Here is a 23,822-nt window from a genome sequence, read left to right on the forward strand (position 1 = left end):
ACATGGCTAAGCAGATCAAGGGCGTCCTGGGCAAGAAGCTCGGCATGACCCAGGTCTTCGACGAGGCGAACCGGGTGGTCCCGGTGACCGTCGTCGAGGCCGGTCCGTGCGTGGTGACCCGGGTTCGCACTCCTGAGAGGGACGGCTACTCCGCGATTCAGCTCGGTTTCGGGCAGATCGACCCGCGCAAGGTGAACAAGCCGCTCGGCGACTACCTGCGCAAGCACGACATCACGCCGCGGCGCTACTTCGCCGAGGTCCGGACGGACGACGCCGCCGAGTACACGCTCGGCCAGGAGATCCTCGCCGACACCTTCGAGGCCGGACAGTACGTGGACGTCACCGGCAAGAGCAAGGGCAAGGGCTATGCGGGTGTCATGAAGCGCCACAACTTCCGTGGTCTGTCCGCTTCGCACGGTACCCAGCGCAAGCACCGCTCGCCGGGCTCCATCGGCGGCTGCGCCACCCCGGGCCGCGTCTTCAAGGGCCTGCGCATGGCCGGCCGCATGGGCAACGCCCGCACGACCGTCCAGAGCCTCAAGGTCCACGCCGTGGACGCCGAGAAGAACATCATCCTGATCAAGGGTGCTATCCCCGGCCCCAACGGCAGCCTCGTCCTCATCCGCACCGCCGCCAAGAAGGGGGTTGCTGCCAAGTGACCAGCATCGACGTCCTCGACGCGACCGGTGCCAAGACGGACTCCGTGGACCTGCCCGCGGAGATCTTCGGCGCCAAGGTCAACGTGCCTCTGATCCACCAGGTCGTGGTCGCACAGCTCGCCGCGGCCCGGCAGGGGACCCACTCCACCAAGACCCGCGGCGAGGTCCGCGGCGGTGGCAAGAAGCCGTACCGCCAGAAGGGCACCGGCCGCGCCCGGCAGGGCTCGACCCGTGCGCCGCAGTTCACCGGCGGCGGCGTCGTGCACGGCCCGAAGCCGCGCTCGTACGACCAGCGGACGCCCAAGAAGATGAAGGCGGCCGCGCTGCGCGGCGCCCTGTCCGACCGGGCGGGCGGCGGCCGCGTCCACGTGGTGACCGACCTGATCACCGGTGAGACGCCCAGGACCAAGGTGGCCATGGAGGCGCTGCGCAAGGTCACCCAGGCCCGCCGGGTGCTGGTGGTCCTCGACGCGCAGGACGAGGTCACCTGGCTGAGCCTGCGCAACGTGCCCGAGGTCCACCTCCTGGAGGCGGGCCAGCTCAACACCTACGACGTGCTCTGCAGCGACGATGTGGTCTTCACCCGCGAGGCGTACGACCAGGTCGTGGCCCGGCTGGCGAACAGCGGGAAGGAAGAGGCCTGATGGAGAAGATCACCGACCCGCGCGACATCATCGTCAAGCCGATCGTCTCCGAGAAGAGCTACGGTCTGATCGACGAGCACAACCAGTACACGTTCCTGGTGCGCAAGGACGCGAACAAGACCCAGGTGAAGATCGCGGTTGAGCAGATCTTCGGGGTCAAGGTGACCGGCGTGAACACGATCAACCGGCAGGGTAAGCGCAAGCGGACCCGGCACGGCTACGGGCAGCGTCCCAACACCAAGCGTGCGATCGTGAGCCTGGCTGAGGGCGAGCGTATCGACATCTTCGGTCAGATCGGCTAACGCGGCGGGATCGCCACTTATGTCAGCGCCGGGGGGACCGCCGTGAGGCGGACCCCGACCGGTACGAACCGACAAAGGATGAACGAAAGAGATGGGCATCCGTAAGTACAAGCCGACGACCCCGGGTCGTCGCGGCGCGAGTGTCTCGGACTTCTCCGAGCTCACGCGCAGCACCCCGGAGAAGTCGCTGCTTGCCCCGCTGCACAACAAGGGCGGCCGTAACGTGCACGGCCGGGTGACGGCCCGGCACCAGGGAGGCGGGCACAAGCGCGCCTACCGGATCATCGACTTCCGCCGCCACGACAAGGACGGGATTCCGGCCAAGGTCGCACACATCGAGTACGACCCGAACCGGACGTCCCGCATCGCGCTGCTCCACTACGCCGACGGCGAGAAGCGGTACATCATCGCGCCGGTCGGTCTCAAGCAGGGGGACCGTGTCGAGAACGGTCCCGGCGCCGACATCAAGCCGGGCAACTGCCTGCCGCTGCGCAACATCCCCACCGGTACTTTCATCCACGCGGTGGAGCTCCGTCCGGGCGGTGGCGCCAAGCTGGGGCGCAGCGCCGGTGCGCAGATCCAGCTCCTCGCCAAGGAGGGCAACTACGCCACGCTGCGTATGCCGTCCGGTGAGATGCGCCAGGTCGACGTGCGGTGCCGCGCCTCGGTGGGCCAGGTCGGCAACACCGAGCAGGCCAACATCAGCATCGGCAAGGCGGGCCGCAACCGGTGGAAGGGCAAGCGCCCCTCGGTCCGCGGTGTCGCCATGAACCCGGTCGACCACCCGCACGGTGGTGGTGAGGGCAAGACCTCCGGTGGCCGCCACCCGGTGAACCCGAAGGGCAAGCCCGAGGGCCGCACCCGTCAGGCGAACAAGGCGAGCGACCGGCTGATCATCCGTCGTCGGAGCAAGAGGAAGAAGCGGTAGGAGCAGCCGACATGCCACGTAGCCTCAAGAAGGGCCCCTTCGTGGACGGCCACCTGATCAAGAAGGTGGACGCCCAGAACGAGAAGGGCACCAAGAACGTCATCAAGACGTGGTCGCGGCGTTCCATGATCGTGCCGGACATGATCGGTCACACGATCGCCGTGCACGACGGCCGCAAGCACGTTCCGGTCTTCATCACCGAGTCGATGATCGGCCACAAGCTCGGAGAGTTCGCCCCGACGCGGACGTTCCGCAGCCACGTCAAGGAAGACCGCCGCAGCCGGCGGTAAGCGCCTTCAAAGCAAGCATTAGAGGAGACAGCGATGGAAGCCAGGGCACAGGCGCGGTACGCGCGCCACACGCCCCGGAAGGCCCGCCGCGTGGTGGACCTCATTCGCGGGCTGCCCGCTTCGGAGGCGCAGGCCGTGCTGAAGTTCGCTCCCCAGTCGGCGAGTGAGACGGTTTACAAGGTGCTCTCGAGCGCGATCGCGAACGCGGAGCACAATTTCAAGCTCGACCGGGACACTCTGGTCGTGAGCCGCGCGTGGGTCGACGAGGGACCGACGCTGAAGCGGTTCCGTCCGCGTGCCCAGGGTCGCGCCTATCGGATCAACAAGAGGACGAGCCACATCACGGTGATCGTGGAGTCCCGCGAGCCGAAGGGGAGGACCCGCTAGTGGGCCAGAAAGTCAACCCGCACGGGTTCCGCCTAGGTATCACGACCGACTTCAAGAGCCGGTGGTACGCCGACAAGCTCTACAAGTCGTACGTCGCAGAGGACGTGGCGATCCGCCGCCTGCTGCTGAAGGGCACGCTGCAGAAGGGCACGGACCGGGAGAAGGGCCTGGAGCGGGCCGGCGTCTCGAAGATCGAGATCGAGCGCACCACCGACCGGGTCCAGGTCGACATCCACACCGCCCGGCCGGGCATCGTCATCGGCCGCCGCGGCGCGGAGGCCGACCGCATCCGGGGCAGCCTGGAGAAGCTGACCAAGAAGCAGGTCCAGCTCAACATCCTCGAGGTGAAGAACCCCGAGATCGACGCGCAGCTCGTCGCGCAGGGCGTGGCCGAGCAGCTCTCCAGCCGTGTGTCGTTCCGCCGGGCCATGCGCAAGGCGATGCAGTCCGCGATGAAGAGCGGGGCCAAGGGCATCCGGGTCCAGTGCTCCGGTCGTCTGGGCGGCGCCGAGATGTCGCGCTCGGAGTTCTACCGCGAGGGCCGGGTGCCGCTGCACACGCTGCGCGCCGACATCGACTACGGCTTCTTCGAGGCCCGCACCACCTTCGGCCGCATCGGCGTGAAGGTGTGGATCTACAAGGGCGAGGCCCCGACCACCCGCGCCGAGCGTGAGGCCGCGGCCGCCGCTGCTGCCGCTGGCGCCCGTGCTGGTCAGCGCCGCGAGGACCGGCGCGGCGAGCGTCCGCGTCGTGGTGGCGACCGTCCGCGCCGCGGCGGTGCGGGCCGTGGGGACCGCACCAGGACCGAGGCAACCAGGAGTGAGGCGGCCGTGCAGGCCGCCCCCGAGACCGGCCCGGCGGAGCAGCCGGGTGCTGAAGGGAGCTGACCATGCTGATCCCGCGCAGGGTCAAGCACCGCAAGCAGCACCGGCCCGACCGTAGCGGCGCCGCCAAGGGCGGCACCAGGGTCGCGTTCGGTGAGTTCGGCATTCAGGCGCTTGAGCACGCCTATGTGACGAACCGCCAGATCGAGGCTGCTCGTATCGCCATGACCCGGCACATCCGCCGTGGCGGAAAGGTCTGGATCAACATCTTCCCGGACCGTCCGCTCACGAAGAAGCCGGCCGAGACCCGGATGGGTTCCGGTAAGGGTTCGCCGGAGTGGTGGGTCGCCAATGTCAAGCCCGGTCGCGTCATGTTCGAGCTGTCCGGTGTCGCCGAGCCCGTGGCCCGCGAGGCCCTGCGGCGCGCGATGCACAAGCTCCCGATGAAGTGCCGGTTCGTCAAGCGTGAAGTGGGTGAGGCGTGATGGCTAAGGGTCTGACCGCCGCTGAGCTGCGGGTGGAGGATCAGGACGTCCTGGTCCAGAAGCTGAAGGAAGCCAAGGAGGAGCTGTTCAACCTCCGCTTCCAGGCGGCGACCGGCCAGTTGGAGAGCCACGGGCGGCTCCGTGCCGTCCGCCGCGAGATCGCCCGTATCTACACCGTGATGCGCGAGCGGGAGCTCGGCATCGTCACGGTCGAGAAGGAGTCGAGCGATGGCTGAGACAACCGAGGTAACCGAGGCGACCGGGACCGGCCGCAAGAGCGCGCGGAACTACCGCAAGACCCGTGAGGGCCTCGTGGTGGGCGACAAGATGGACAAGACCGTCGTCGTCGCCGTCGAGGACCGCGTCAAGCACCCGCTGTACGGCAAGGTCATCCGCCGGACGACCAAGTACAAGGCCCACGACGAGCAGAACGCTTGCGGCGTCGGCGACCGCGTCCTCCTGATGGAGACCCGGCCGATGTCCGCCACCAAGCGCTGGCGAGTCGTCGAGATCCTCGAGAAGGCCAAGTAACACGAACGCGCCTCGTGGGGGGTGGGCGGACCACCCCCCACGACGGTGTCCAAGGGGTCGGACGGATCACCCGCCCGGCCCGCCCGCGGCAGCGGTCGTACGGCGGTCGTACGGCTGTCGCCGGGGGAACAAGACCACATCGGTTCCGCCAGGCTCACCCGCGAGGGTGAGAACCGGCGAGACACACAGGAGTTGACGTGATTCAGCAGGAGTCGCGACTCAAGGTCGCCGACAACACGGGTGCGAAGGAGATTCTCTGCATCCGTGTTCTCGGCGGCTCCGGTCGGCGCTACGCGGGAATCGGCGACGTCATCGTCGCCACGGTGAAAGACGCCATTCCCGGCGGAGGCGTGAAGAAGGGCGACGTTGTCAAGGCTGTCGTGGTGCGCACCGCCAAGGAGCGCCGCCGCCCCGACGGCTCCTACATCCGCTTCGACGAGAACGCGGCGGTCATCATCAAGGACAGCGGTGACCCGAGGGGTACCCGCATCTTCGGGCCCGTTGGCCGGGAGCTGCGCGACAAGAAGTTCATGCGCATCATCTCGCTCGCCCCGGAGGTGCTGTGATGCCGAAGCTGCATGTGAAGAAGGGTGACCTCGTCCAGGTCATCGCCGGCAAGGACAAGGGCGCCAAGGGTCGTGTGATCGCCGCCTACCCGCGCGAGGAGCGTGTGGTGGTCGAGGGCGTCAACATGATCAAGAAGCACTCCAAGGTGACCCACCAGACCCCGACCGGTGCCCAGGAGGGCGGCGTCCGGACCATGGAGGCCCCCATCCACGTGAGCAACGTGAAGAAGCTCAAGGACGAGGACAAGGCCGACAAGCCCGAGGAGAAGGCCGCCGCGAAGAGCGACGCCGCCGACGAGACGGGTGAGGACAACTGATGACCGCCACGACTGAAGAACGCGTCATTCCGCGCCTCAAGCAGCGCTACCGCGAGGAGATCATCGCGAAGCTGCGTGAGGAGTTCGGCATCGAGAACATCATGCAGGTGCCCACGCTCACCAAGATCAAGGTGAACATGGGCGTCGGCGAGGCCGCTCGCGACTCGAAGCTGATCGAGGGCGCCGTCCGCGACCTCACCGCGATCACCGGCCAGAAGCCCGCTGTCGCCCGCGCACGCAAGTCCATCGCGCAGTTCAAGCTGCGCGAGGGCATGCCGATCGGCGCGCACGTGACGCTGCGCGGCGACCGCATGTGGGAGTTCCTCGACCGGCTGCTCTCGCTCGCGCTGCCCCGCATCCGGGACTTCCGCGGTCTGTCGCCGAAGCAGTTCGACGGCAACGGCAACTACACGTTCGGGCTCACCGAGCAGGTCATGTTCCACGAGGTCGACCAGGACAAGGTCGACCGGCAGCGGGGCATGGACATCACGGTCGTGACCACCGCGAAGAACGACGAGCAGGGCCGGGCGCTGCTGAGGCACCTCGGCTTCCCGTTCAAGGAAGCGTAAGGGAGACCTGATCATGGCGAAGACGTCGCTGAAGGTCAAGGCAGCGCGCAAGCAGAAGTTCCAGGTCCGGGCGTACACTCGGTGCTCCCGCTGTGGCCGGCCTCGCGCTGTCTACCGTAAGTTCGGGCTGTGCCGCGTGTGCTTCCGCGAGATGGCGCACCGCGGCGAGCTGCCCGGCATCACCAAGTCGAGCTGGTGACATCTCGCTGACATCCCGCCCGGGATGTCAGTGGTCCTTCTGAGGGCCCCGTGAGGGGCTTCCAGGGAAGGCGGGGGCCTCGCTCCCGCCTGGGATGTCAGTTGTCCTCCCGAAGGCCCTGAGGGGCTTCCGGGAGGAGGCGGGGGCCAGCCCCCCGTAGGAAGTCATAACCAACCGGGCGCTGTCATCAGCGTCCACGACCACACCGAAGGTCCGCGCGTATCGAGGTCCGCCTCTCGTTGAGGGGCGGCGAGACCAGGGCGGAAACCGCGGTGAGGAGGGCCACCGGCCATGACGATGACCGACCCGATCGCAGACATGCTGACGCGTCTGCGCAACGCGAACTCGGCCTATCACGACACCGTGAGCATGCCCTACTCCAAGATCAAGGCGCACATCGCCGAGATCCTGCAGCAGGAGGGCTACATCCAGGCCTGGAACGTGGAAGACGCCAAAGTCGGCAAGAACCTCGTGGTGGAGCTCAAGTTCGGGCCCAGCCGCGAGCGCGCGATCGCGGGCCTGCGCCGGGTGTCGAAGCCCGGTCTGCGGGTCTATGCAAGGAAGGACAACCTGCCCCGAGTTCTGGGCGGGCTGGGCGTCGCGATCATTTCGACGTCCAGCGGCCTGATGACCGACAGGCAGGCCGGCAAGCGTGGAGTGGGCGGGGAAGTCCTCGCCTACGTCTGGTAGCGAGGGGAGGAACCACAGCATGTCGAGAATCGGACGGCTGCCCATCCCCGTACCGTCGGGTGTCGAGGTCACGATCAACGGCCGGGATGTCCAGGTCAAGGGGCCCAAGGGCACGCTCGCTCACACCGTCGCCGAACCGATCGAGGTCGCCAGGGCGGAGGATGGCACCATCGCCATCTCACGCCCGAACGACGAGAACAAGGTGCGTGCGCTTCACGGGCTGTCCCGGACGCTCATCGCCAACATGGTGACGGGCGTGACGCAGGGATACACGAAAACGCTGGAGATCGTCGGCGTGGGTTACCGCGTCCAGGCCAAGGGCCCGACCCAGCTCGAGTTCGCGCTGGGCTTCAGTCACCCGGTGGTCGTGCACGCCCCCGAGGGCGTCACCTTCCGCGTCGAGAAGCCGACGCTGTTCCACGTGGACGGCATCGACAAGCAGAAGGTCGGCGAGGTCGCCGCGAACATCAGGAAGCTGCGCAAGCCCGACCCGTACAAGGGCAAGGGCGTGCGCTACCAGGGCGAAGTTATCCGCCGCAAGGTCGGAAAGGCTGGTAAGTAGGCATGGCTGGGAAGACTGCGTTCGGCAAGCACACGGCCGCCCGCGTCGTCTCGCGGGCCCGCCGGCACCGTCGCGTCCGCAAGAAGGTCGTCGGCACAGAGCAGCGTCCGCGTCTGGTCGTCAACCGGTCGGCGCGGCACCTGTTCGTGCAGATCGTCGACGACACCAGGGGCCACACGCTGGTGAGCGCGTCCACCATGGACGCATCGCTGCGCGGCGCTGAGGGCGACAAGACCGACAAGGCGAAGAAGGTCGGCGAGCTTCTCGCTCAGCGGGCCAAGACCGCCGGGATCACCGCTGTCGTTTTCGACCGCGGTGGCAACCGCTACGCGGGGCGCATCGCCGCCCTCGCGGACAGCGCCCGTGAAGGCGGGCTGGAGTTCTGATGATCCCGGCCCGTGACATGAGCAACGAGAAGAGGAACCACTGATGGCTGCAGCTCCGCGTCGCGGCGCAGGCGGCGGTGGCGAGCGGCGGGACCGTCGTGACGATCGCCGCGGCGGCGCCGCCGACAAGGGCGTCTCGTACATCGAGCGCGTCGTAAAGATCAACCGAGTGGCCAAGGTCGTCAAGGGCGGCCGGCGCTTCAGCTTCACCGCGCTGGTCGTCGTCGGCGACGGCAACGGCATGGTCGGGGTCGGGTACGGCAAGGCCAAGGAGGTGCCCGCCGCGATCGCCAAGGGCGTCGAGGAGGCCAAGAAGCACTTCTTCAAGGTGCCCCGCATCCAGGGCACGATCCCGCACACCGTGCAGGGTGAGGAGGCCGCCGGCGTCGTCCTGCTGCGTCCGGCCTCTCCCGGTACCGGTGTGATCGCGGGTGGCCCGGTGCGTGCGGTCCTGGAGGCCGCCGGGATCCACGACGTGCTGTCGAAGTCGCTCGGCTCCCAGAACCCGATCAACATCGTCCACGCCACCGTGCGGGCTCTGAAGGACCTCAACAGGCCCGAGGAGATCGCCGCCCGCCGTGGGCTGCCGATCGAGGACGTCGCCCCCAAGGCGATGCTCAAGGCGCGTGCGGAGGGTCTCGCCGAGGCCGCCGCCGCGGCGAAGGCGGTGAGCTGACGATGGCCCGACTGAAGATCACCCAGCTCCGGTCGAAGATCGGTGGCAAGCAGAACCAGCGTGACTCGCTGCGCTCGCTGGGCCTGAAGCGGATCGGCGACGTCGTCATCAAGGAGGACCGCCCGGAGATCCGGGGCATGGTCGCCGTGGTGACGCACCTCGTCCACGTCGAAGAGGTCGATTAGCCATGACTGAAAACGCTCCGCTTAAGATTCATGACCTCCGTCCCGCCCCCGGTGCCAACAAGGCCAAGGTCCGCAAGGGCCGCGGCGAGGCTTCCAAGGGCAAGACGGCAGGTCGCGGAACCAAGGGCACCAAGGCCCGCAAGACCGTCGCCCTCGGCTTCGAGGGTGGCCAGATTCCCCTCCAGCGGCGGCTGCCGAAGCTGAAGGGCTTCTCCAACGCGCTGTTCAAGACGACCTATCAGGTCGTCAACCTGGACAGACTCGGTGAGCTGTTCCCGGCAGGCGGGACCGTGACCCTGGACGACCTGGTCGCCAAGGGCGCGGTGCGCAAGAACCAGCCCGTCAAGGTGCTGGGAACCGGGGAGATCTCTGTGGCGTTGAACGTGCAGGCGCACGCCTTCTCGGCCACGGCCAAGGAGAAGATCACCGCTGCCGGTGGTTCGACTTCCGAGCTCTAGAAGCGAGGTCTGGCCGGGATGTGCACGAGGCGCGGAGGTTCGTTATGAGCCTCCGCGCCCGTAGTGCGTTAGAGTTCGCAGGGCAGTTAGTTGACTCACTGTTCGACCCAGCTTGTTGGCAAGTAGAAATGTCGATGGTCGCCCCCCAGCCCATCGCCGACCATTACCGCGTCACTGGCGCGCAGGAGGGACCGTGCTAACCGCGATTACCCGGGCATTCCGGACGCCGGACCTGCGCAAGAAGCTGCTCTTCACCTTGAGCATCATCGTGCTGTTCCGACTGGGCTCGGTGCTTCCCACGCCCGGCGTCAACTCCGAGAATGTCGCCAGGGCGCTAGAGCAGGCGCAGGCGGGAGAGTCCAGCAACATCTACGGGATGGTGCAGCTCTTCAGCGGCGGCGCTCTGCTGAGACTTTCAGTCTTCGCCCTGGGCATCATGCCGTACATCACCGCAAGCATCATCCTGCAGTTGCTCGTGGTCGTGATCCCCCGTCTCGAGGCCCTGAAGAAGGAGGGCCAGTCGGGTCAGACGAAGATCACGCAGTACACACGATATCTGACCGTCGGGCTCGCCGTGCTCCAGTCGACCGCTTTCGTCGCTCTGGCGCGCTCCGGGCAACTCTTCCCGAACAGCAACCTGCCGGTCCTGCTGAGCAACGACATCTTCCCGCTCGTCACCATGGTCGTCGTGATGACCGCCGGCACCGCCGTGATCATGTGGCTGGGCGAGCTGATCACCGACCGCGGGGTCGGCAACGGCATGTCGGTGCTGATCTTCGCGCAGGTCATCGCGGTCTTCCCGGCCGAGCTGATCAACATTTACCGGGTCAGCGCGTTCAAGTTCACCGTGGTGATGATCACCGGTATCGCCATGATCGCCTTCGTGGTCTTCATCGAGCAGGCCCAGCGCCGCGTTCCGGTGCAGTACGCCAAGCGCATGGTGGGCCGCCGGATGTACGGCGGGACCTCCACCTACATCCCGCTGAAGGTGAACCAGGGAGGCATCATCCCGGTCATCTTCGCGTCCTCGCTGCTGTACCTGCCGCAGCTGGCGGTCACCCTGTGGGGCAACACCGAGAAACCCAACATGGTCATCGAGTGGCTGGCCCAGAACATGGTGCAGGGTGACAGCCCCGCCTACTCGGTCGCCTACTTCCTGCTGATCATCTTCTTCACCTACTTCTACGTGTCCATCACCTTCAACCCCACTGAAGTCGCGGACAACATGAAGAAGTACGGTGGGTTCATCCCGGGCATCCGCCCGGGTCGGCCGACCGCCGAGTACCTGGGCTTCGTGCTGAACAGGCTCACGGCGACCGGCGCTCCGTATCTGGGTTTCATCTCGCTGATCCCGATCGTGGCGCTCGGCTCGGTCGGCGCGAGCGCGAACTTCCCGTTCGGAGGGACCAGTATTCTGATCATGGTTGGTGTGGGCCTGGACACGGTCAAACAGATCGAAAGTCAGCTTCAGCAGCGTAACTACGAGGGCTTCCTGAGATAGTGCGCCTCGTTTTGGTCGGGCCCCCCGGAGCGGGCAAGGGGACGCAGGCCCAGTTCATCGCATCGCACCTGTCGATCCCGAAGATATCGACCGGTGACATTTTCCGCGCCAACGTGTCGGGGGGCACCCCCCTCGGCAAGCTTGCGAAGGAGTACATGGACCGCGGCGACCTGGTCCCCGACGAGGTCACGGTCGCCATGGTCCGCGACCGCCTGTCAGAGGACGACGCGCAGGAGGGCTTCCTGCTCGACGGCTTCCCGCGCAACGTGCCCCAGGCGGAAGTGCTCAAGAAGATGTTGGACGAGTTCGGCACGGCACTCGACCTGGTGCTGGAGCTGGTCGTCGACGACGACGAGGTCGTCAGGCGGCTGGCGGGCCGGCGCACCTGCCGCTCGTGCGGCAAGGTGTGGCACGAGCTGTTCGATCCGCCCACGCAGCCGGGCGTCTGCGACGCCTGCGGCGGCGAGCTGTTCCAGCGCGACGACGACCGGGAGGAGACCATCAGGCACCGCCTGGAGGTCTATCAGGAGCAGACGGCTCCGCTGGTCGCCTTCTACGCCGACGAGGGCATCCTCGTGGGGGTGGACGCGACGGGTCCGGTCGAGGAGGTCACCCAGCGGGCCATGGCCGTGCTGCGGCGGTTCGCCGACTGATCGCTTACCGAAGGTTTGAACGCCACTCCGAACCTTGGAGTGGCGTTCAGCCTTGTATGGGACAATTCATGAAAGGGGGTGCGAATTGTTCAAGAAGAGTCGGCATGGCATCCAGATCAAGACCGCGGAGCAGCTGGACAAGATGCGTGCCGCGGGCCTGGTGGTGGCCAGGACGCTGGAACTGCTCCGGTCGTCCGTGGAGCCGGGGCTCACCCCCCTCGATCTCGATGCCATCGCGGAGAAGGCCATCCGGGACGAGGGCGCCATCCCGTCGTTCAAGGGCTATCAGGGCTTTCCCGCGACCATCTGCGCCTCGGTCAACGAGGAGGTCGTCCACGGCATCCCGACCGATCGCCGCAAGCTGCGCGAGGGCGACATCATCTCCATCGACTGCGGCGCGATCCTCGACGGCTGGCACGGCGACTCGGCCATCACGGTTCCGGTCGGCGAGGTCGACCCGAAGCTGACCGAGCTGATGCGGGTGACCGAGGAGGCCATGTGGCGGGGCATCTCGGCCCTGCGGGTAGGCGGTCACCTGTCGGACATCGGTTTCCAGGTCGAGAAGTACGTCCGCTCCCAGGGCCGGTACGGGATCCCGCCCGAGTACGGCGGGCACGGCATCGGCACCGAGATGCACATGGACCCGTGGGTGGCCAACCACGGCAAGCCCGGCCGGGGGCCGCGCTTCGAGGCGGGCATGTGCTTCGCCGTCGAGCCCATGGTCAACCTCGGCACCGAGCGGACGAAGGTCCTCGGCGACGACTGGACGGTGATCACGCTCGACGGCAGGTCCTCAGCGCACTTCGAGCACAGCGTCGCGGTGACCGAGGACGGTCCGCTGGTGCTGACCGCTCTCGACGGAGGCGCCTCCCGGTTCGGTCCGGACACGGACGGTTCCTGACCGTACGGACGGTCCCGGGAAACGGCGGGGGCCGTTCGCATGGGAATAGCGGGATAATGGGTTTATCGCTCGATCAACGGGAGTTGGGGATGGCGGCGACGCCGGAGATGCGGGCCTCCGACGGCGACCGGGACCGGGTCGCCGCCGCGCTGCGTGAGCACATGGCCGAGGGCAGGCTCACCGTCGACGAGTTCAACGAGAGACTGGAGCAGGTCTACGGGAGCAGGACGTACGGCGAGCTCGCCAGGCTGACCTCCGATCTGCCCGAGATCGACCTGTACACCCTCCCCGCCGCGGTGGAGAAGACCGCCGGGCGGCCACCGAGTCTCCGGAGCCCGGCCGGGTTGAAGGCCGCCTGGGGGGCATGGGCGGCGGCCAGCGCCGTCAACTGGGTGGTCTGGCTGATCACGTGCATCAGCTCCGGCGACATGATCTATCCGTGGCCGCTGTGGGTGATGGGTCCGTGGGGCGCCGTGCTGCTGGTGGGCACGATTTTCGGCGGGGCCGGCCAGGGTCGCAGCCGCTAGCCCGGCTCCTCCCCGGGAGGCCTGCTCGGCCTGACATCGTGTCTTGGTTTCGCATTCTGGGCTGAGTTGTCGTACACTCCGTTGTCGGTTCACTATGACCTTTTGCGCCAAGGCGGCCAGGCAGGCCGCTGCTCTCTGGAAGCGCCCGAAAGGTCGCGGCTGCTTAGTGTTCCGAAGCCTCAGACGACCGATCAGTGAAACGCGAGGGCCATGGCCAAGAAAGACGGCGCCATCGAGATTGAGGGCACTGTGATCGAGTCACTCCCGAACGCCATGTTCCGGGTGCAACTCGACAACGGCCACAAGGTCCTTGCCCACATCAGCGGACGGATGCGGATGCACTACATCCGGATCCTCCCCGACGACCGAGTTGTGGTCGAACTGAGTCCCTACGACCTGAGTCGTGGACGGATCGTCTACCGGTACAAGTAGGTCCCCCCGCGGGCGGGGCCCACGCGGAACGAATAGGACTATGAAGGTCAAGCCGAGCGTCAAGAAGATCTGCGACAAGTGCAAGGTGATCCGCCGGCACGGTCGCGTCATGGTGATCTGCGACAACCTGCGCCACAAGCAGCGCCAGGGCTAGTCGCGGCGGCCCCGCCGAGCCCGCTCGCGTAGCGGACGCCGAGGAGTCCGGGGCCGACAACAGAAATCGCGTCTCACACCCGCGCAGGCGGTTTCCCGGAGCGGAGGCCGTACCACGCGGGAGACCCCCGGTCGGAGGCCGGGGCCCTCGCCCCGGGCATGGGGAGGGGAGGCGAGGCGCAGGACCTCCGCCACACCGAAGGAGAATGCCCGACCATGGCTCGCCTGGTTGGCGTCGACCTCCCCCGCGACAAGCGGCTGGAGATCGCTCTCACCTACATCTACGGAATCGGCCGCACCCGCGCCCAGGAGATCCTGGATGCGACGGGGATCAGCCCCGACCTGCGCGTTCACCAGCTCACCGATGCGGAGCTGGTCCCGATGCGTGACTACATCGAGGCGAACTACAAGATCGAGGGTGACCTCCGGCGCGAGGTTCAGGCCGACATCCGTCGCAAGATCGAAATCGGCTGTTACCAGGGCATCCGGCACCGCAAGGGGCTGCCCGTCCACGGCCAGCGGACGCAGACGAACGCCCGCACTCGCAAGGGCAAGAAGAAGACCGTGGCCGGTAAGAAGAAGCCGGGCAAGAAGTAGTCCTAGCAGCCACCATTCCAGGAGATAGCGCTTAAATGCCGCCGAAGAGCCGCCAGGGCGCACCGAAGAAGGTGCGCCGCAAGGAAAAGAAGAACGTCGCTCACGGGCACGCCCACATCAAGAGCACGTTCAACAACACCATCGTTTCGATCACCGACCCCAACGGGAACGTGATCTCCTGGGCCAGCGCCGGTCACGTCGGGTTCAAGGGCTCACGTAAGTCCACCCCGTTCGCCGCGCAGATGGCTGCCGAGAACGCCGCTCGCCGGGCCATGGAGCACGGCATGCGCAAGGTCGACGTGTTCGTCAAGGGTCCCGGCTCCGGCCGGGAGACCGCGATCCGTTCGCTTCAGGCCACCGGCCTGGAGGTCGGATCCATCCAGGACGTCACCCCCGTTCCGCACAACGGCTGCCGCCCGCCCAAGCGCCGCCGCGTCTGAGCTCAGGAGAATAGGAAGAAATGGCTCGTTACACGGGTCCGGACTGCAAGCTCTGCCGCCGCGAGAAGACCAAGCTCTTCCTCAAGGGCAAGAAGTGCGAGTCCGCCAAGTGCCCCATCGAGATCCGTCCTTACCCGCCGGGTGAGCACGGCCGCGGCCGTCCGAAGGAGTCTGAGTACCAGCTCCAGCTTCGTGAGAAGCAGAAGACCCGCCGCATCTACGGCGTCCTCGAGAAGCAGTTCCACAACTACTACGAGGAAGCCAACCGCAAGGCCGGCAAGACCGGTGAGAACCTTCTCCAGATCCTGGAGAGCCGTCTCGACAACGTGGTCTACCGCGCCGGTTTCGCCGAGTCGCGCGACGCCGCCCGCCAGCAGGTGCGCCACGGCCACTTCCTGGTGAACGGCAGGAAGGTCGACATCCCGTCGTACCGGGTGCGCGAGCATGACATCATCGAGGTCCGCGAGAAGGCTCGCAACCTGATGCCGTACGAGGTGGCCCGCGCGGTCGCCGGGGACAAGACCATCCCGGCGTGGCTGGGCGTCTCGGCCGAGCAGATGCGCGTCCTCGTGCACCAGCTCCCGGTTCGCCAGCAGATCGACACGCTGGTCCAGGAGCAGCTGATCGTCGAGCTCTACTCGAAGTAGTAGGAATCGCGTCAGAGCTCGTAGTTCAGGGATCGCATGGCGCCGTACGGCCCGCTCCGGGCGAGCCGTACGGCATCATGGTTGTAGGCGAGTGACGTCAAATAGCGGGCGTCACCGTAATCGGGACAGGGAGTTCCCACATGCTGATCGCACAGCGCCCGAGCCTCCAGGAGGAGTCGCTCGAGGAGCACCGGTCCAGGTTCGTCATAGAGCCGCTTGAGCCGGGCTTCGGTTACACCATCGGCAACTCGCTGCGGCGTACGCTGCTGTCCTCCATTCCGGGGGCGGCCGTCACCAGCATCCGCATCGAGGGCGTGCTGCACGAGTTCTCGACCGTGCCGGGGGTGAAGGAAGACGTCACCGACATAATCCTGAACCTCAAGTCGCTGGTCGTCTCGTCGGAGCACGACGAGCCCGTGGTGATGTATCTACGCAAGCAGGGCCCCGGTGAGGTCACCGCCGCCGACATCGCGCCGCCGGCCGGTGTCGAGGTGCACAACCCCGACCTGCACATCGCCACGCTGAACGGCAAGGCGAAGCTGGAGATGGAGCTGACCGTCGAGCGCGGCCGCGGCTATGTCTCCGCCGCGCAGAACAAGCAGCCGGGCCAGGAGATCGGCCGGATTCCGATCGACTCGATCTACTCCCCGGTGCTCAAGGTCACCTACAAGGTCGAGGCCACCCGTGTCGAGCAGCGCACGGACTTCGACCGCCTGATCCTCGACGTCGAGACCAAGCCGTCCATGAAGCCCCGCGATGCGGTGGCCTCGGCCGGCAAGACCCTGGTCGAGCTGTTCGGCCTGGCCCGCGAGCTCAACGTCGAGGCCGAGGGCATCGACATCGGCCCGTCGCCGACCGACGCCGCCCTGGCCGCCGATCTGGCGTTGCCGATCGAGGAGCTCAACCTCACGGTCCGCTCCTACAACTGCCTCAAGCGCGAGGGCATCCACACCGTGGGTGAGCTCGTCGCCCGCAGCGAGCAGGACCTCCTCGACATCCGGAACTTCGGTGCCAAGTCGATAGAGGAAGTCAAGCAGAAGCTGCACGAGATGGGCCTCGCCCTCAAGGACTCACCGCCCGGATTCGACCCCACAGCGGTCGCAGGCGGTGGATTCGACGATGAGGACGGCGGCTTCATCGAGACCGAGCAGTACTGATCGGCGCCGGCCGCCGATCCGCTGATCACGACTGTCCGTCTCAGCCGATGAGACGGCCATGACAAGTCACGACCGGTCCGCCGGTCGGCCCGACCCCGGTACCTCGTACGGCCGGGGCGGGTTGTTCATGAGGAGCATGAGATGCCCAAGCCCACCAAGGGCACCCGTTTCGGCGGCAGCCCCGCGCACGAGCGGCTGATCCTGGCGAACCTCGCCACCCAGCTGTTCCAGCACGGCCGGATCCGCACCACCGAGGCCAAGGCCAAGCGCCTCCGCCCGCTCGCGGAGAAGCTGATCACCAAGGCGAAGAAGGGCGACATCCACAACCGGCGCCAGGTGCTGACCGTCGTCCGGGACAAGAGCGTCGTCCACCACCTCTTCACCGAGATCGCGCCGACGTTCGCCGAGCGTCCCGGTGGCTACACCCGGATCACCAAGATCGGCCCGCGTCGGGGCGACAACGCGCCGATGGCCGTCATCGAGCTCGTCAGCGAGCCGCTGAACGCGGTCAGCGTCACGCGCAAGGCTCCCGCCGAGGCGGCGGCCGGGACGGCCGAGCAGGCGCAGACGCCGGCTCAGGAGGCTCCCGCCGAGGAGGCCGCCGCCGCTCAGGAGGCTCCGCAGGCCGCCGCGGCGGAGTCCGCCGAGGAGACCGCGCCCGCCGAGGGCAGCGGAGAGGCCAAGGCCTGATTTCAGGCGTGGTGAGCGGGCCCAGCTTCCCTCCGGGGATCCTGGGTCCGCTCTTTCATCAGGACCTCCGAGGAGACCCCCGCCTTCAGGCGGGGGAGGAATCGGACCCCTGCGGAGCAGGGCAGGGATAGGCGGTTCGCTGCCAGGCGAACCGCCGTCTCGAACACCTGCATGATGCTTAGCTGATCGTACGGTAAAATGTGAGGCATGGCGCAGCTTGTGAAGCGGGCGTACAAGTACCGCTTCTACCCGACCCCCGAGCAGGCCGAGGAGCTTGCCCGGACGTTCGGGTGCGTGCGCCTGGTCTACAACAAGGCTCTTGAGGAGCGGACCCGCGCCTACACCCAAGAGGGCCGCCGGGTCTCCTACGTGGAGACCTCGGCGATGCTCACCGCCTGGAAGCGCACCGAGGAACCGGCGTTCCTCAACGAGGTGTCCAGCGTGCCGCTCCAGCAGGCGCTTCGGCACCTGCAAGCGGCGTTCGCGAACTTCTTCGCCAAGCGAGCCAAGTACCCAGCGTTCAAGTCCCGTAAGCGCTCGCGTGCGTCGGCGGAGTACACCCGCTCCGCGTTCCGCTGGAAGGACGGGCGGCTGTTCCTGGCGAAGATGGACGGCCCGCTGAACATCGTGTGGTCGTGCCGGCTTCCGGAGGGGGCGGAGCCGTCCACGGTCACCGTGAGCAGGGACGCGGCCGGGCGGTGGTTCGTGTCGATTCTGGTCGAGGAGAAGATCCGCCCACTCGACCCGAGTGGGAACCGGGTTGGGGTGGACGCCGGGGTCACCGCCCTGGTCACGCTCTCCACCGGGGAGAAGGTCACCAACCCCCGGCATGAGCGGCGTGACCGGCGCAAGCTCGCCAAGGCGCAGCGTGCCCTGGCCCGCGAGCAGAAGGGCTCGAAAAACCGCGAGAAGGCCCGATTGAAGGTCGCCCGCGTGTACGCGCGGATCACCGACCGACGGCGCGACTTCCTGCACAAGGTCACCACACGGCTTGTTCGCGAGAACCAAGTGATCGCCGTGGAAGACCTGACCGTCCGCACCATGGTCCGCAACCACAGCCTGGCCCGCGCCATCTCCGATGCGTCCTGGCGGGAACTCCGCTCGATGCTGGAGTACAAGTGCGCCTGGTACGGACGCACGCTGGTGACCGTGGACCGGTGGTTCCCCAGCAGCAAGCTGTGCTCGGCGTGCGGCACCCTGCACGAGGCGATGCCGCTGAACGTCCGGTCGTGGGAGTGCGCCTGCGGGGCGGTCCACGACCGGGACGTCAACGCCGCACGTAACATCCTCGCCGCCGGGCTGGCGGAGAGGTAAAACGCCTGTGGAGCTGGTGTAAGACCTCAACAAGAGTCCTCTCGGACGAGGCGACCGGCGGTGAAGCAGGAAGATCCGACCGGCGACGGTCGGAATCCCCTCCCTTCAGGGAGGGGAGGAAGTCAAGTACGGACTGGTCGCGTGCGGAGGGCTTTCGTGGATCGAGACGTGCGGCTGAGGCTGGATCTGGGCTATGACGGGACGGAGTTCTCCGGATGGGCCAGGCAGCCCGGTCTGCGCACCGTACAGGGTGAGCTGGAGGGCGCGCTCGGCCGGATCCTGCGGCTGGCGAACCCTCCCGCGCTGACCGTGGCCGGACGCACCGACGCCGGTGTACACGCCCGCGGCCAGGTGGCGCACGTGGATGTCCCCGTCTCCGCGCTGGCGACGGTACGTACACGCTCGTCCGCCGCCATTACCGAGAGCGCCGCCGCCGAGAGCGCGGCCGCTGAGGGCGCCGTCGCGCCGACCGCGGAAGTGACCGCCGGCTTGATCAGGCGGCTGGCCGGTGTCCTGCCGCCCGATATCCGGGTTCACACCGTCTCCGCCGCCCCTGCGGGCTTCGACGCCCGGTTCTCCGCGCTTTCCCGCAGGTACGGCTACCGCGTGTGCGACGCACCCGGGGGCGTCGATCCGCTGCGCCGCCGTGAGGTGCTGCGCCACCCCCGTCCGCTGGACGTCGGCCTGATGAACGCGGCGGCCACCCGGCTGCAGGGCGAGCACGACTTCGCCGCCTTCTGCAAGCGACGCGAGGGCGCCACCACCATCCGTGAGTTGCGGCGGCTCGACCTGGCGCGGGAAGCCGACGGGACCGTCCTCGTCACCGTGGTGGCCGACGCGTTCTGCCACTCGATGGTCCGGGCCCTGGTGGGTTCGCTGCTGGCCGTGGGAGAGGGCAGGCGGCCGGTCGAGTGGCCGGGAGAGGTGCTGGGCAGGGCCGTACGGGATCCGGGGGTGCATGTCGCGCCCGCGCACGGCCTGACGCTGGAGGAGGTGCGTTATCCGGCAGCGGACGAGCTGGCCCGGCGCGCCATCGAGACGCGCCGGGTCCGCACACTCTCATGAGATGCCGGCGCCCGGTCAGCCCGTGACGCGCTTTTCGATCACCTTGGCCGTGTTGTCGCGGAAGGCCTCGCTGATCGGCCCGAGGACCTTGTCCTTGGCGTCCGGGGTGTGACCGTCGGCGTAGGTGGCGTAGCTGAACACTATGTAGCGCCCCCACACCATGCCGGCGGCGTAGCCGCCGGAGATCGAGACCCGGTCGGCCCTGCTCGCCGTGCTGCCGTCGAGGCCGCGGAACCAGATGTTGCTGTCGAGGTCCTTGACCTGGTCGACGGCGAGTGCGGCCTCCTTCGACGGGAGCACGGCGATGCCCGTCGTGACGGCGTACGCCCGTTTGCCGTCCACATAGGTGGCACGGAGCACCCGCCGGCACTGGTGCTGGTCGAGCGCCTTGGCGAAGATCCCGGCGGCGGCCTGGTCGCACTTCTCGGTGATGGCGACCTTCACCCGCCGATAGGTCCGGCCGTCCAGGGTGACCTTCTGCGCCGGGAACGTCTCGGAGAGGGTCAGCGTACGGGGATCGGTCGTCTCCGAGTCCAGAATCGCTGAGGCATTCGTCTGCTGGGGGAAGGCGGTCGCATCGGAACCCGGGGTGGCGGCGTTCGTGGCGGGTGCGCCGCTCGCCCCGGCCGTCCCGCCGCTCGCGGAGCCGCCCGGCTGATCCGCGTAGGCGAAGTAGGCCGCCGTGCCGATGGCGGCCACCGCGACCACGGAGCAGACGGTCAGCAGCGCCTTACGCAGGGGGCCGGCCCCGCCGCCCGGCCCGGGCGTCCCGGGGCGTCCGTCCCCCGGCCCGCCCGGCGTGCCGTACGGCGCCTGCGACGGCGGTGCGGACGCCGGTCCGAACCCCGGCGGCGGGGCCGGCTTTCCGGCCCTGGCCGGCGTCACCGGCGTGAAGGCCAGCGGCGTCGAGCCCGCTGCGGGGGAGCCAGGGGTGGGAGGGCCCGGTGTCGGAAGACCCGGTGCGTGCGGGCCTGGCGGCATACCGGGCGGCGTTCCCTGCTGGGGCGCCATCATGGGTTCGGTAGGGGATGAGGTCGCGGGCATCGGTCCTGGGGGTGTCTGGAGGGAGTTCTGGTCTGGCGCCTCGTGCGGCGCATCGTGCGATGGTCGCGGCGGCGGCGCGGCTGACCGCTCCTCCGGGGTCTCCCGTGGAGCGGGGACGCCGCTCACCCCGCCGTCGGCACCGTCGGCCGGGCCTCCCGGCCCGGCGCCGAGCGGGGGAGCCGCCGGGAGGCCGGCCGCGGCGGCGGAAGGCGTCGCCGGGGCTTCATCGGCCTGCGGGCCGGGTGCCGGTCCGTCCGGTGGCGGGAGCTGGGCGTGCCGGGGCCCGGACGGCGCGGTCTCCCCGTGTCTCCCGGCGCCCTGACCGTTCTGCTGGGGGACCGGCGGCGGCCAGGGGGCGCCGAACGGACGGGCGACGGCACCGGGCGCGGTAGCACCGGGCCAGGCGGAGGCCGACGACGACCGGTCGGGCTCACCGGGCAGGCGCGGCGGCCACTGGGGGAAGTCGGCGGGGCTCGGCACGCGGAAGCGCGCCGTGTCGTCCACCGGCGCCGTGTCGCCGGGGCCCGCGGGGTCACCCGGTCGCGGCTCGCCGTCCGGAGGAGCGGGGAGGTTCTGCCGCTGAATTTCGTGGTGCTGAAACTCGGGATGCTGTGCTTCGCGGTGCTGTGCTTCGTGGTGCTGTGCTTCGTGGTGCCGGGGCGTCTGCTGATATCCCGGCGCGGGGGCGTACCCGTAGGTCCAGGCGGCATCGGCCTGACCGTACTCGGCCGTGGTGTGCTCGGCCGTGCCGTACTCGTTCTGGGCGCCGGGTTCGCCCGCCGGCGCCTGGCCGAAGCTCGGCGGTGGCATGGGGGGTGCCGCCGAGCCGTCGGCGTCCGACTCTCGGCGAGTCCACGCCGGATCGTTTTCGTGCTCGGAACCGGAATCCTGGCCACGCATACGCGGAAGCGTATCGGCGCAGACGAGATCGACGTGCCGCTATGGGCGTTTCTGCGTCGGCACGGGCGGCCGTACGCCTCTCGGCGCCGACGCGGTCGACGATGCCCTGACCGGGGATCTCAGTCTCGGTGTCCCGTCAGCGAGCGGTGCTCAAGGGCCGGGAAGACGGTCTTGTCGGTGATGTCGGAGGCCGCCTGGTACAGCCGTTTCAGCTCGGCCTTGGTGGGCTTGTGGCCGTCCTTGAACTGGAACCACAGCAATACGGCATAGTGCCCGTACGCCCAACCGCCCGCGTAGGCCTCTCCGACACCGCCCAGTTGCTTGGTGGCGTCGTCGGTGCCCGGCAGCGGCTTGAGGTAGTCCTTGCGCTCGCCCCCGCCTCCCGCCGAGGTGACCTTCTTGGCATGGGTCGAGGTCCTGAGGTTGGCGACGCCGACCGTTCCGATGATCGTGCCCTTGGCGCCGGCGAAGCTAGCCCGGATGAGCTGGGTGCATCTGCCCGCCTTCAGCGCCTTCTTGATGCTCTCGCCGGTGACCCCGTCGTCGCAGGTCTTCTCCTTGCGCCGCACGGTCATGACGTACGACCGGCCATTGCTGCGGAACTTCTTCGCGCCGAAGATCTCCTTGACCGTGAGCGGCATCTTGTCCGTGGTGCGCGAGCCGGCATAGCCGTACTTGCCCTTGGGCGCCTCGGGAATGACGGTGGTCGGCGTCGGGAGGACACGTGGCGGCGGCGGCTTCTCGCTGCGCGCGGCGACCCACAGACCGAGGAAGAGCGCGCCGATCATGGCGAGCAGGACGCCGCCCAGCACGATGGGCCGGCGCCACAGGGGAGCCGGCGCGTACGGATCCCATTCGGCGGCCTCCGGGCGGGGAGGCTCCGCGGCCGGGGGGACGGCGGCCGTCTCACCGGTCTGGCCCGTCCGGTCCCGGCGCCGGCCGGCGTACGGCGAGCCCTCCCCGATCTCCTCACGCCGTCCTCGCGGGGCTTCCCCGCCCGGGTTCTCCCGCGGATCCCGCGGCTGCTCGTGGGGATTCCCATAGGGATTCCCGTAGGGGTTGTCATAAGACGGCGCACCATGCGGCGATTCGACGCCGCCGTGCGGCCCGTCGCCGTACGGCCGCTGAGCGGTGCCGCCGTAGGGGGAGGTGTTGCCGTAGGGCGAGGCGTCGCCATAGGGGGATGAGCCCCGCCTTCCTGGTGGGGGCGCGAAAGGCGCTGGAGGCGGCTGGCGGGGTGGTTGCTGGTCGCCGGGGTAACCCATGCCCCGAGATTAGTCGGCTGACCGGATACGGGAGGAACGCTCAGGAATAACCGAAGTCCTCGGTCCACCAGGGGCCGCCTGGTCCCATGTTCACCCCGACGCCGGTGGCCACCAGACGGCAGTTGAGGAGGGTCGCGCGGTCCCGGCGGTCGGCCATCCAGCCCCGGACGACCTCCTGCGCGGTCTGGTAGCCGCGAGCGATGATCTCCGCGCCGCTGTTGGTGTATCCGGCGGCGGCCATGCGGTCCCAGGGCGTGGAGCCGTCCGGGGAGGAGTGGGCGAAATGGTTGGCAGCCGCCATTTCGGCGGAGTGGGCGCGGGCCGACCTGATCAGGCGGCGGTCCATCCGCAGCGCCGAGCAGCCGCGCCTGGCGCGTTCGGCGTTGACCAGCCGCACGACCTCCCGCTCCAGTGAGGGGAAGGCGTCCGGCCTGATGCCGCCGTCGAACGTCTCGCCGGTGCTCCCGGGGCCGAACGTGCTCCACTGCGGGCTGTCGCCGTTCGATCCGTCGATCATGTTGGAGGGCCGGCGCGAGCGCGTACGGGGAGGCGAGGAGGTCTTGGCGGGTTTGGGCGCGTCGGTACGCAGCACATGGTCCAGCGGCGGACGGTCCTTGCGGGGGGAGGGCGCCTGCGTGCTCTCCGCCGGAGTGGGGGAGGGGGCCTGGTTGCGCAGGTAGACGTCGTCGATGTCCTCACCCGGCGAGGTGGCACGGCCGATGACGACGCCGACCAGCAGGATCGCCGTCGAGCATGCGAGCAGACCCAAAAGAGTGCCGCGCGGGGGCATCCGTTGGGTATGCCGGTTGTGAGGGGTCTGCCACATACCGCAGTCAAATATAGGGATCTGGCGGATGGGGAGGTAGTGGCGTGAGATA

At 68.2% G+C, this 23,822-nt stretch carries 36 protein-coding genes and 1 pseudogene; 34 read left to right on the forward strand and 3 right to left on the reverse strand.

Going from position 1 to position 23,822, the window contains the following annotated elements; translation table 11 throughout:
• Window positions 1-2 precede the first annotated feature (2 nt).
• The 34 genes and pseudogenes from rplC (at window position 3) to truA (ending at window position 19,735) form a co-directional block, all read left to right on the forward strand.
• Window positions 3-659 (forward strand): 50S ribosomal protein L3, encoded by a 657-nt coding sequence (gene rplC / locus ACQP1K_RS04475; protein ID WP_433499598.1) that lies wholly within the window; start codon window positions 3-5, stop codon window positions 657-659.
• Window positions 656-1,303, forward strand: a complete 648-nt coding sequence (gene rplD, locus ACQP1K_RS04480) for a 50S ribosomal protein L4 (RefSeq protein WP_433499599.1) — start codon at window positions 656-658, stop codon at window positions 1,301-1,303. The genes rplC and rplD overlap by 4 nt, the downstream gene beginning before the upstream one ends.
• Window positions 1,303-1,605 (forward strand): 50S ribosomal protein L23, encoded by a 303-nt coding sequence (gene rplW / locus ACQP1K_RS04485; protein WP_055482773.1) that lies wholly within the window; start codon window positions 1,303-1,305, stop codon window positions 1,603-1,605. The genes rplD and rplW overlap by 1 nt, the downstream gene beginning before the upstream one ends.
• A gap of 91 nt (window positions 1,606-1,696) precedes the next feature.
• Window positions 1,697-2,533, forward strand: a complete 837-nt coding sequence (gene rplB, locus ACQP1K_RS04490; RefSeq protein WP_433499600.1) for a 50S ribosomal protein L2 — start codon at window positions 1,697-1,699, stop codon at window positions 2,531-2,533.
• An 11-nt stretch (window positions 2,534-2,544) separates the two neighbouring features.
• On the forward strand, window positions 2,545-2,823 hold the full coding sequence (rpsS, locus tag ACQP1K_RS04495) for a 30S ribosomal protein S19 (protein WP_055482775.1): 279 nt from the start codon (window positions 2,545-2,547) through the stop codon (window positions 2,821-2,823).
• Window positions 2,824-2,856: 33 nt separating this feature from the next.
• On the forward strand, window positions 2,857-3,210 hold the full coding sequence (gene rplV, locus ACQP1K_RS04500; protein WP_055482776.1) for a 50S ribosomal protein L22: 354 nt from the start codon (window positions 2,857-2,859) through the stop codon (window positions 3,208-3,210).
• Entirely contained in the window at window positions 3,210-4,097 is an 888-nt protein-coding gene (rpsC, locus tag ACQP1K_RS04505; RefSeq protein ID WP_433499601.1) for a 30S ribosomal protein S3, read from the forward strand. Before rplV ends, rpsC begins: the two co-directional genes overlap by 1 nt.
• A 2-nt stretch (window positions 4,098-4,099) precedes the next feature.
• Window positions 4,100-4,519 (forward strand): 50S ribosomal protein L16, encoded by a 420-nt coding sequence (gene rplP, locus ACQP1K_RS04510; RefSeq protein ID WP_055482778.1) that lies wholly within the window; start codon window positions 4,100-4,102, stop codon window positions 4,517-4,519.
• Window positions 4,519-4,755: a 50S ribosomal protein L29 gene (rpmC, locus tag ACQP1K_RS04515; RefSeq protein WP_055482779.1), complete on the forward strand. Its 237-nt coding sequence runs from the start codon at window positions 4,519-4,521 to the stop codon at window positions 4,753-4,755. Before rplP ends, rpmC begins: the two co-directional genes overlap by 1 nt.
• Entirely contained in the window at window positions 4,748-5,050 is a 303-nt protein-coding gene (gene rpsQ / locus ACQP1K_RS04520; RefSeq protein WP_433499602.1) for a 30S ribosomal protein S17, read from the forward strand. Before rpmC ends, rpsQ begins: the two co-directional genes overlap by 8 nt.
• A gap of 45 nt (window positions 5,051-5,095) precedes the next feature.
• The gene (locus ACQP1K_RS04525; protein ID WP_433499603.1) at window positions 5,096-5,251 is read left to right on the forward strand and encodes a hypothetical protein; all 156 of its coding nucleotides are present in this window, start codon (window positions 5,096-5,098) and stop codon (window positions 5,249-5,251) included.
• Entirely contained in the window at window positions 5,248-5,616 is a 369-nt protein-coding gene (gene rplN, locus ACQP1K_RS04530) for a 50S ribosomal protein L14 (RefSeq protein ID WP_433499604.1), read from the forward strand. The genes ACQP1K_RS04525 and rplN overlap by 4 nt, the downstream gene beginning before the upstream one ends.
• An 8-nt stretch (window positions 5,617-5,624) precedes the next feature.
• On the forward strand, window positions 5,625-5,933 hold the full coding sequence (rplX, locus tag ACQP1K_RS04535; RefSeq protein WP_433501483.1) for a 50S ribosomal protein L24: 309 nt from the start codon (window positions 5,625-5,627) through the stop codon (window positions 5,931-5,933).
• A complete protein-coding gene (gene rplE, locus ACQP1K_RS04540; protein WP_433499605.1) occupies window positions 5,933-6,502 on the forward strand; it encodes a 50S ribosomal protein L5 in 570 nt (189 codons plus the stop codon). Before rplX ends, rplE begins: the two co-directional genes overlap by 1 nt.
• A gap of 13 nt (window positions 6,503-6,515) precedes the next feature.
• The gene (locus tag ACQP1K_RS04545; RefSeq protein ID WP_433499606.1) at window positions 6,516-6,701 is read left to right on the forward strand and encodes a type Z 30S ribosomal protein S14; all 186 of its coding nucleotides are present in this window, start codon (window positions 6,516-6,518) and stop codon (window positions 6,699-6,701) included.
• Window positions 6,702-6,992: 291 nt separating this feature from the next.
• On the forward strand, window positions 6,993-7,391 hold the full coding sequence (gene rpsH, locus ACQP1K_RS04550) for a 30S ribosomal protein S8 (protein WP_433499607.1): 399 nt from the start codon (window positions 6,993-6,995) through the stop codon (window positions 7,389-7,391).
• Window positions 7,392-7,410: 19 nt separating this feature from the next.
• The gene (gene rplF / locus ACQP1K_RS04555; RefSeq protein ID WP_433499608.1) at window positions 7,411-7,953 is read left to right on the forward strand and encodes a 50S ribosomal protein L6; all 543 of its coding nucleotides are present in this window, start codon (window positions 7,411-7,413) and stop codon (window positions 7,951-7,953) included.
• Window positions 7,954-7,955: 2 nt separating this feature from the next.
• Window positions 7,956-8,339: a 50S ribosomal protein L18 gene (rplR, locus tag ACQP1K_RS04560; RefSeq protein ID WP_433499609.1), complete on the forward strand. Its 384-nt coding sequence runs from the start codon at window positions 7,956-7,958 to the stop codon at window positions 8,337-8,339.
• Window positions 8,340-8,382: 43 nt separating this feature from the next.
• The gene (gene rpsE, locus ACQP1K_RS04565; RefSeq protein ID WP_433499610.1) at window positions 8,383-9,015 is read left to right on the forward strand and encodes a 30S ribosomal protein S5; all 633 of its coding nucleotides are present in this window, start codon (window positions 8,383-8,385) and stop codon (window positions 9,013-9,015) included.
• A 2-nt stretch (window positions 9,016-9,017) separates the two neighbouring features.
• On the forward strand, window positions 9,018-9,200 hold the full coding sequence (gene rpmD, locus ACQP1K_RS04570) for a 50S ribosomal protein L30 (protein WP_433499611.1): 183 nt from the start codon (window positions 9,018-9,020) through the stop codon (window positions 9,198-9,200).
• A 2-nt stretch (window positions 9,201-9,202) separates the two neighbouring features.
• A complete protein-coding gene (gene rplO / locus ACQP1K_RS04575) occupies window positions 9,203-9,658 on the forward strand; it encodes a 50S ribosomal protein L15 (protein WP_433499612.1) in 456 nt (151 codons plus the stop codon).
• Window positions 9,659-9,851: 193 nt separating this feature from the next.
• Window positions 9,852-11,159 carry a preprotein translocase subunit SecY gene (gene secY / locus ACQP1K_RS04580; protein ID WP_433499613.1) on the forward strand — a complete coding sequence of 436 codons (1,308 nt, stop codon included), beginning with the start codon at window positions 9,852-9,854 and terminating at the stop codon, window positions 11,157-11,159.
• Window positions 11,159-11,812, forward strand: a complete 654-nt coding sequence (locus ACQP1K_RS04585) for an adenylate kinase (protein WP_433499614.1) — start codon at window positions 11,159-11,161, stop codon at window positions 11,810-11,812. The genes secY and ACQP1K_RS04585 overlap by 1 nt, the downstream gene beginning before the upstream one ends.
• An 85-nt stretch (window positions 11,813-11,897) precedes the next feature.
• On the forward strand, window positions 11,898-12,713 hold the full coding sequence (map, locus tag ACQP1K_RS04590) for a type I methionyl aminopeptidase (RefSeq protein WP_433499615.1): 816 nt from the start codon (window positions 11,898-11,900) through the stop codon (window positions 12,711-12,713).
• Between the two features lie 89 nt (window positions 12,714-12,802).
• A complete protein-coding gene (locus tag ACQP1K_RS04595) occupies window positions 12,803-13,240 on the forward strand; it encodes a DUF1707 SHOCT-like domain-containing protein (RefSeq protein WP_433499616.1) in 438 nt (145 codons plus the stop codon).
• Between the two features lie 210 nt (window positions 13,241-13,450).
• Window positions 13,451-13,672 carry a translation initiation factor IF-1 gene (gene infA, locus ACQP1K_RS04600; protein ID WP_030508344.1) on the forward strand — a complete coding sequence of 74 codons (222 nt, stop codon included), beginning with the start codon at window positions 13,451-13,453 and terminating at the stop codon, window positions 13,670-13,672.
• Between the two features lie 40 nt (window positions 13,673-13,712).
• Window positions 13,713-13,826 (forward strand): 50S ribosomal protein L36, encoded by a 114-nt coding sequence (rpmJ, locus tag ACQP1K_RS04605; protein ID WP_003956441.1) that lies wholly within the window; start codon window positions 13,713-13,715, stop codon window positions 13,824-13,826.
• 215 nt (window positions 13,827-14,041) lie between these two features.
• Window positions 14,042-14,422, forward strand: a complete 381-nt coding sequence (gene rpsM, locus ACQP1K_RS04610) for a 30S ribosomal protein S13 (protein WP_433499617.1) — start codon at window positions 14,042-14,044, stop codon at window positions 14,420-14,422.
• Between the two features lie 35 nt (window positions 14,423-14,457).
• Window positions 14,458-14,862, forward strand: coding sequence for a 30S ribosomal protein S11 (gene rpsK, locus ACQP1K_RS04615; RefSeq protein WP_020542285.1), 405 nt, complete (start codon window positions 14,458-14,460; stop codon window positions 14,860-14,862).
• A 20-nt stretch (window positions 14,863-14,882) separates the two neighbouring features.
• The gene (gene rpsD / locus ACQP1K_RS04620) at window positions 14,883-15,509 is read left to right on the forward strand and encodes a 30S ribosomal protein S4 (RefSeq protein WP_433499618.1); all 627 of its coding nucleotides are present in this window, start codon (window positions 14,883-14,885) and stop codon (window positions 15,507-15,509) included.
• Between the two features lie 140 nt (window positions 15,510-15,649).
• Complete coding sequence (locus ACQP1K_RS04625) at window positions 15,650-16,666, forward strand: DNA-directed RNA polymerase subunit alpha (protein WP_055482797.1); 1,017 nt, start codon at window positions 15,650-15,652, stop codon at window positions 16,664-16,666.
• A gap of 141 nt (window positions 16,667-16,807) precedes the next feature.
• Complete coding sequence (gene rplQ / locus ACQP1K_RS04630; RefSeq protein ID WP_433499619.1) at window positions 16,808-17,356, forward strand: 50S ribosomal protein L17; 549 nt, start codon at window positions 16,808-16,810, stop codon at window positions 17,354-17,356.
• 207 nt (window positions 17,357-17,563) lie between these two features.
• Window positions 17,564-18,742 (forward strand): annotated as a pseudogene (locus ACQP1K_RS04635) (RNA-guided endonuclease InsQ/TnpB family protein); the annotation flags it as partial.
• A gap of 84 nt (window positions 18,743-18,826) precedes the next feature.
• On the forward strand, window positions 18,827-19,735 hold the full coding sequence (truA, locus tag ACQP1K_RS04640; RefSeq protein ID WP_433501484.1) for a tRNA pseudouridine(38-40) synthase TruA: 909 nt from the start codon (window positions 18,827-18,829) through the stop codon (window positions 19,733-19,735).
• 15 nt (window positions 19,736-19,750) lie between these two features.
• Here truA and ACQP1K_RS04645 read toward each other — a convergent pair whose 3' ends face one another.
• From ACQP1K_RS04645 to ACQP1K_RS04655, 3 genes are all read right to left on the reverse strand, one after another.
• Window positions 19,751-21,679 (reverse strand): hypothetical protein, encoded by a 1,929-nt coding sequence (locus tag ACQP1K_RS04645; RefSeq protein ID WP_433499620.1) that lies wholly within the window; start codon window positions 21,677-21,679, stop codon window positions 19,751-19,753.
• Between the two features lie 119 nt (window positions 21,680-21,798).
• Complete coding sequence (locus tag ACQP1K_RS04650; RefSeq protein ID WP_433499621.1) at window positions 21,799-22,944, reverse strand: hypothetical protein; 1,146 nt, start codon at window positions 22,942-22,944, stop codon at window positions 21,799-21,801.
• 40 nt (window positions 22,945-22,984) lie between these two features.
• Entirely contained in the window at window positions 22,985-23,713 is a 729-nt protein-coding gene (locus ACQP1K_RS04655; protein WP_433499622.1) for a CAP domain-containing protein, read from the reverse strand.
• Between the last annotated feature and the right edge of the window lie 109 nt (window positions 23,714-23,822).

Origin of the sequence: Sphaerimonospora sp. CA-214678, from assembly GCF_050942215.1 — a bacterium.
Lineage (GTDB): Bacteria > Actinomycetota > Actinomycetes > Streptosporangiales > Streptosporangiaceae > Sphaerimonospora.

Excerpts from the sequence above, each read along its gene's own strand:
- ACQP1K_RS04595 (WP_433499616.1), top strand. The coding sequence starts at position 12,803 with ATGGCGGCGACGCCGGAGATGCGGGCCTCCGACGGCGACCGGGACCGG.
- rplB (WP_433499600.1), top strand. The coding sequence starts at position 1,697 with ATGGGCATCCGTAAGTACAAGCCGACGACCCCGGGTCGTCGCGGCGCG.
- rpsD (WP_433499618.1), top strand. The coding sequence starts at position 14,883 with ATGGCTCGTTACACGGGTCCGGACTGCAAGCTCTGCCGCCGCGAGAAG.
- rplV (WP_055482776.1), top strand. The coding sequence starts at position 2,857 with ATGGAAGCCAGGGCACAGGCGCGGTACGCGCGCCACACGCCCCGGAAG.
- rpsE (WP_433499610.1), top strand. The coding sequence starts at position 8,383 with ATGGCTGCAGCTCCGCGTCGCGGCGCAGGCGGCGGTGGCGAGCGGCGG.
- ACQP1K_RS04545 (WP_433499606.1), top strand. The coding sequence starts at position 6,516 with ATGGCGAAGACGTCGCTGAAGGTCAAGGCAGCGCGCAAGCAGAAGTTC.
- ACQP1K_RS04650 (WP_433499621.1), bottom strand. The coding sequence starts at position 22,944 with ATGGGTTACCCCGGCGACCAGCAACCACCCCGCCAGCCGCCTCCAGCG.
- rplW (WP_055482773.1), top strand. The coding sequence starts at position 1,303 with ATGGAGAAGATCACCGACCCGCGCGACATCATCGTCAAGCCGATCGTC.
- rplO (WP_433499612.1), top strand. The coding sequence starts at position 9,203 with ATGACTGAAAACGCTCCGCTTAAGATTCATGACCTCCGTCCCGCCCCC.
- rpsM (WP_433499617.1), top strand. The coding sequence starts at position 14,042 with ATGGCTCGCCTGGTTGGCGTCGACCTCCCCCGCGACAAGCGGCTGGAG.
- ACQP1K_RS04625 (WP_055482797.1), top strand. The coding sequence starts at position 15,650 with ATGCTGATCGCACAGCGCCCGAGCCTCCAGGAGGAGTCGCTCGAGGAG.
- rplF (WP_433499608.1), top strand. The coding sequence starts at position 7,411 with ATGTCGAGAATCGGACGGCTGCCCATCCCCGTACCGTCGGGTGTCGAG.
- rpmC (WP_055482779.1), top strand. The coding sequence starts at position 4,519 with ATGGCTAAGGGTCTGACCGCCGCTGAGCTGCGGGTGGAGGATCAGGAC.
- rplP (WP_055482778.1), top strand. The coding sequence starts at position 4,100 with ATGCTGATCCCGCGCAGGGTCAAGCACCGCAAGCAGCACCGGCCCGAC.
- infA (WP_030508344.1), top strand. The coding sequence starts at position 13,451 with ATGGCCAAGAAAGACGGCGCCATCGAGATTGAGGGCACTGTGATCGAG.
- rplR (WP_433499609.1), top strand. The coding sequence starts at position 7,956 with ATGGCTGGGAAGACTGCGTTCGGCAAGCACACGGCCGCCCGCGTCGTC.
- rpsQ (WP_433499602.1), top strand. The coding sequence starts at position 4,748 with ATGGCTGAGACAACCGAGGTAACCGAGGCGACCGGGACCGGCCGCAAG.
- ACQP1K_RS04645 (WP_433499620.1), bottom strand. The coding sequence starts at position 21,679 with ATGCGTGGCCAGGATTCCGGTTCCGAGCACGAAAACGATCCGGCGTGG.
- rpsK (WP_020542285.1), top strand. The coding sequence starts at position 14,458 with ATGCCGCCGAAGAGCCGCCAGGGCGCACCGAAGAAGGTGCGCCGCAAG.
- rpsH (WP_433499607.1), top strand. The coding sequence starts at position 6,993 with ATGACGATGACCGACCCGATCGCAGACATGCTGACGCGTCTGCGCAAC.
- rplQ (WP_433499619.1), top strand. The coding sequence starts at position 16,808 with ATGCCCAAGCCCACCAAGGGCACCCGTTTCGGCGGCAGCCCCGCGCAC.
- rplE (WP_433499605.1), top strand. The coding sequence starts at position 5,933 with ATGACCGCCACGACTGAAGAACGCGTCATTCCGCGCCTCAAGCAGCGC.
- rplC (WP_433499598.1), top strand. The coding sequence starts at position 3 with ATGGCTAAGCAGATCAAGGGCGTCCTGGGCAAGAAGCTCGGCATGACC.
- rpmJ (WP_003956441.1), top strand. The coding sequence starts at position 13,713 with ATGAAGGTCAAGCCGAGCGTCAAGAAGATCTGCGACAAGTGCAAGGTG.
- rpsS (WP_055482775.1), top strand. The coding sequence starts at position 2,545 with ATGCCACGTAGCCTCAAGAAGGGCCCCTTCGTGGACGGCCACCTGATC.
- rpmD (WP_433499611.1), top strand. The coding sequence starts at position 9,018 with ATGGCCCGACTGAAGATCACCCAGCTCCGGTCGAAGATCGGTGGCAAG.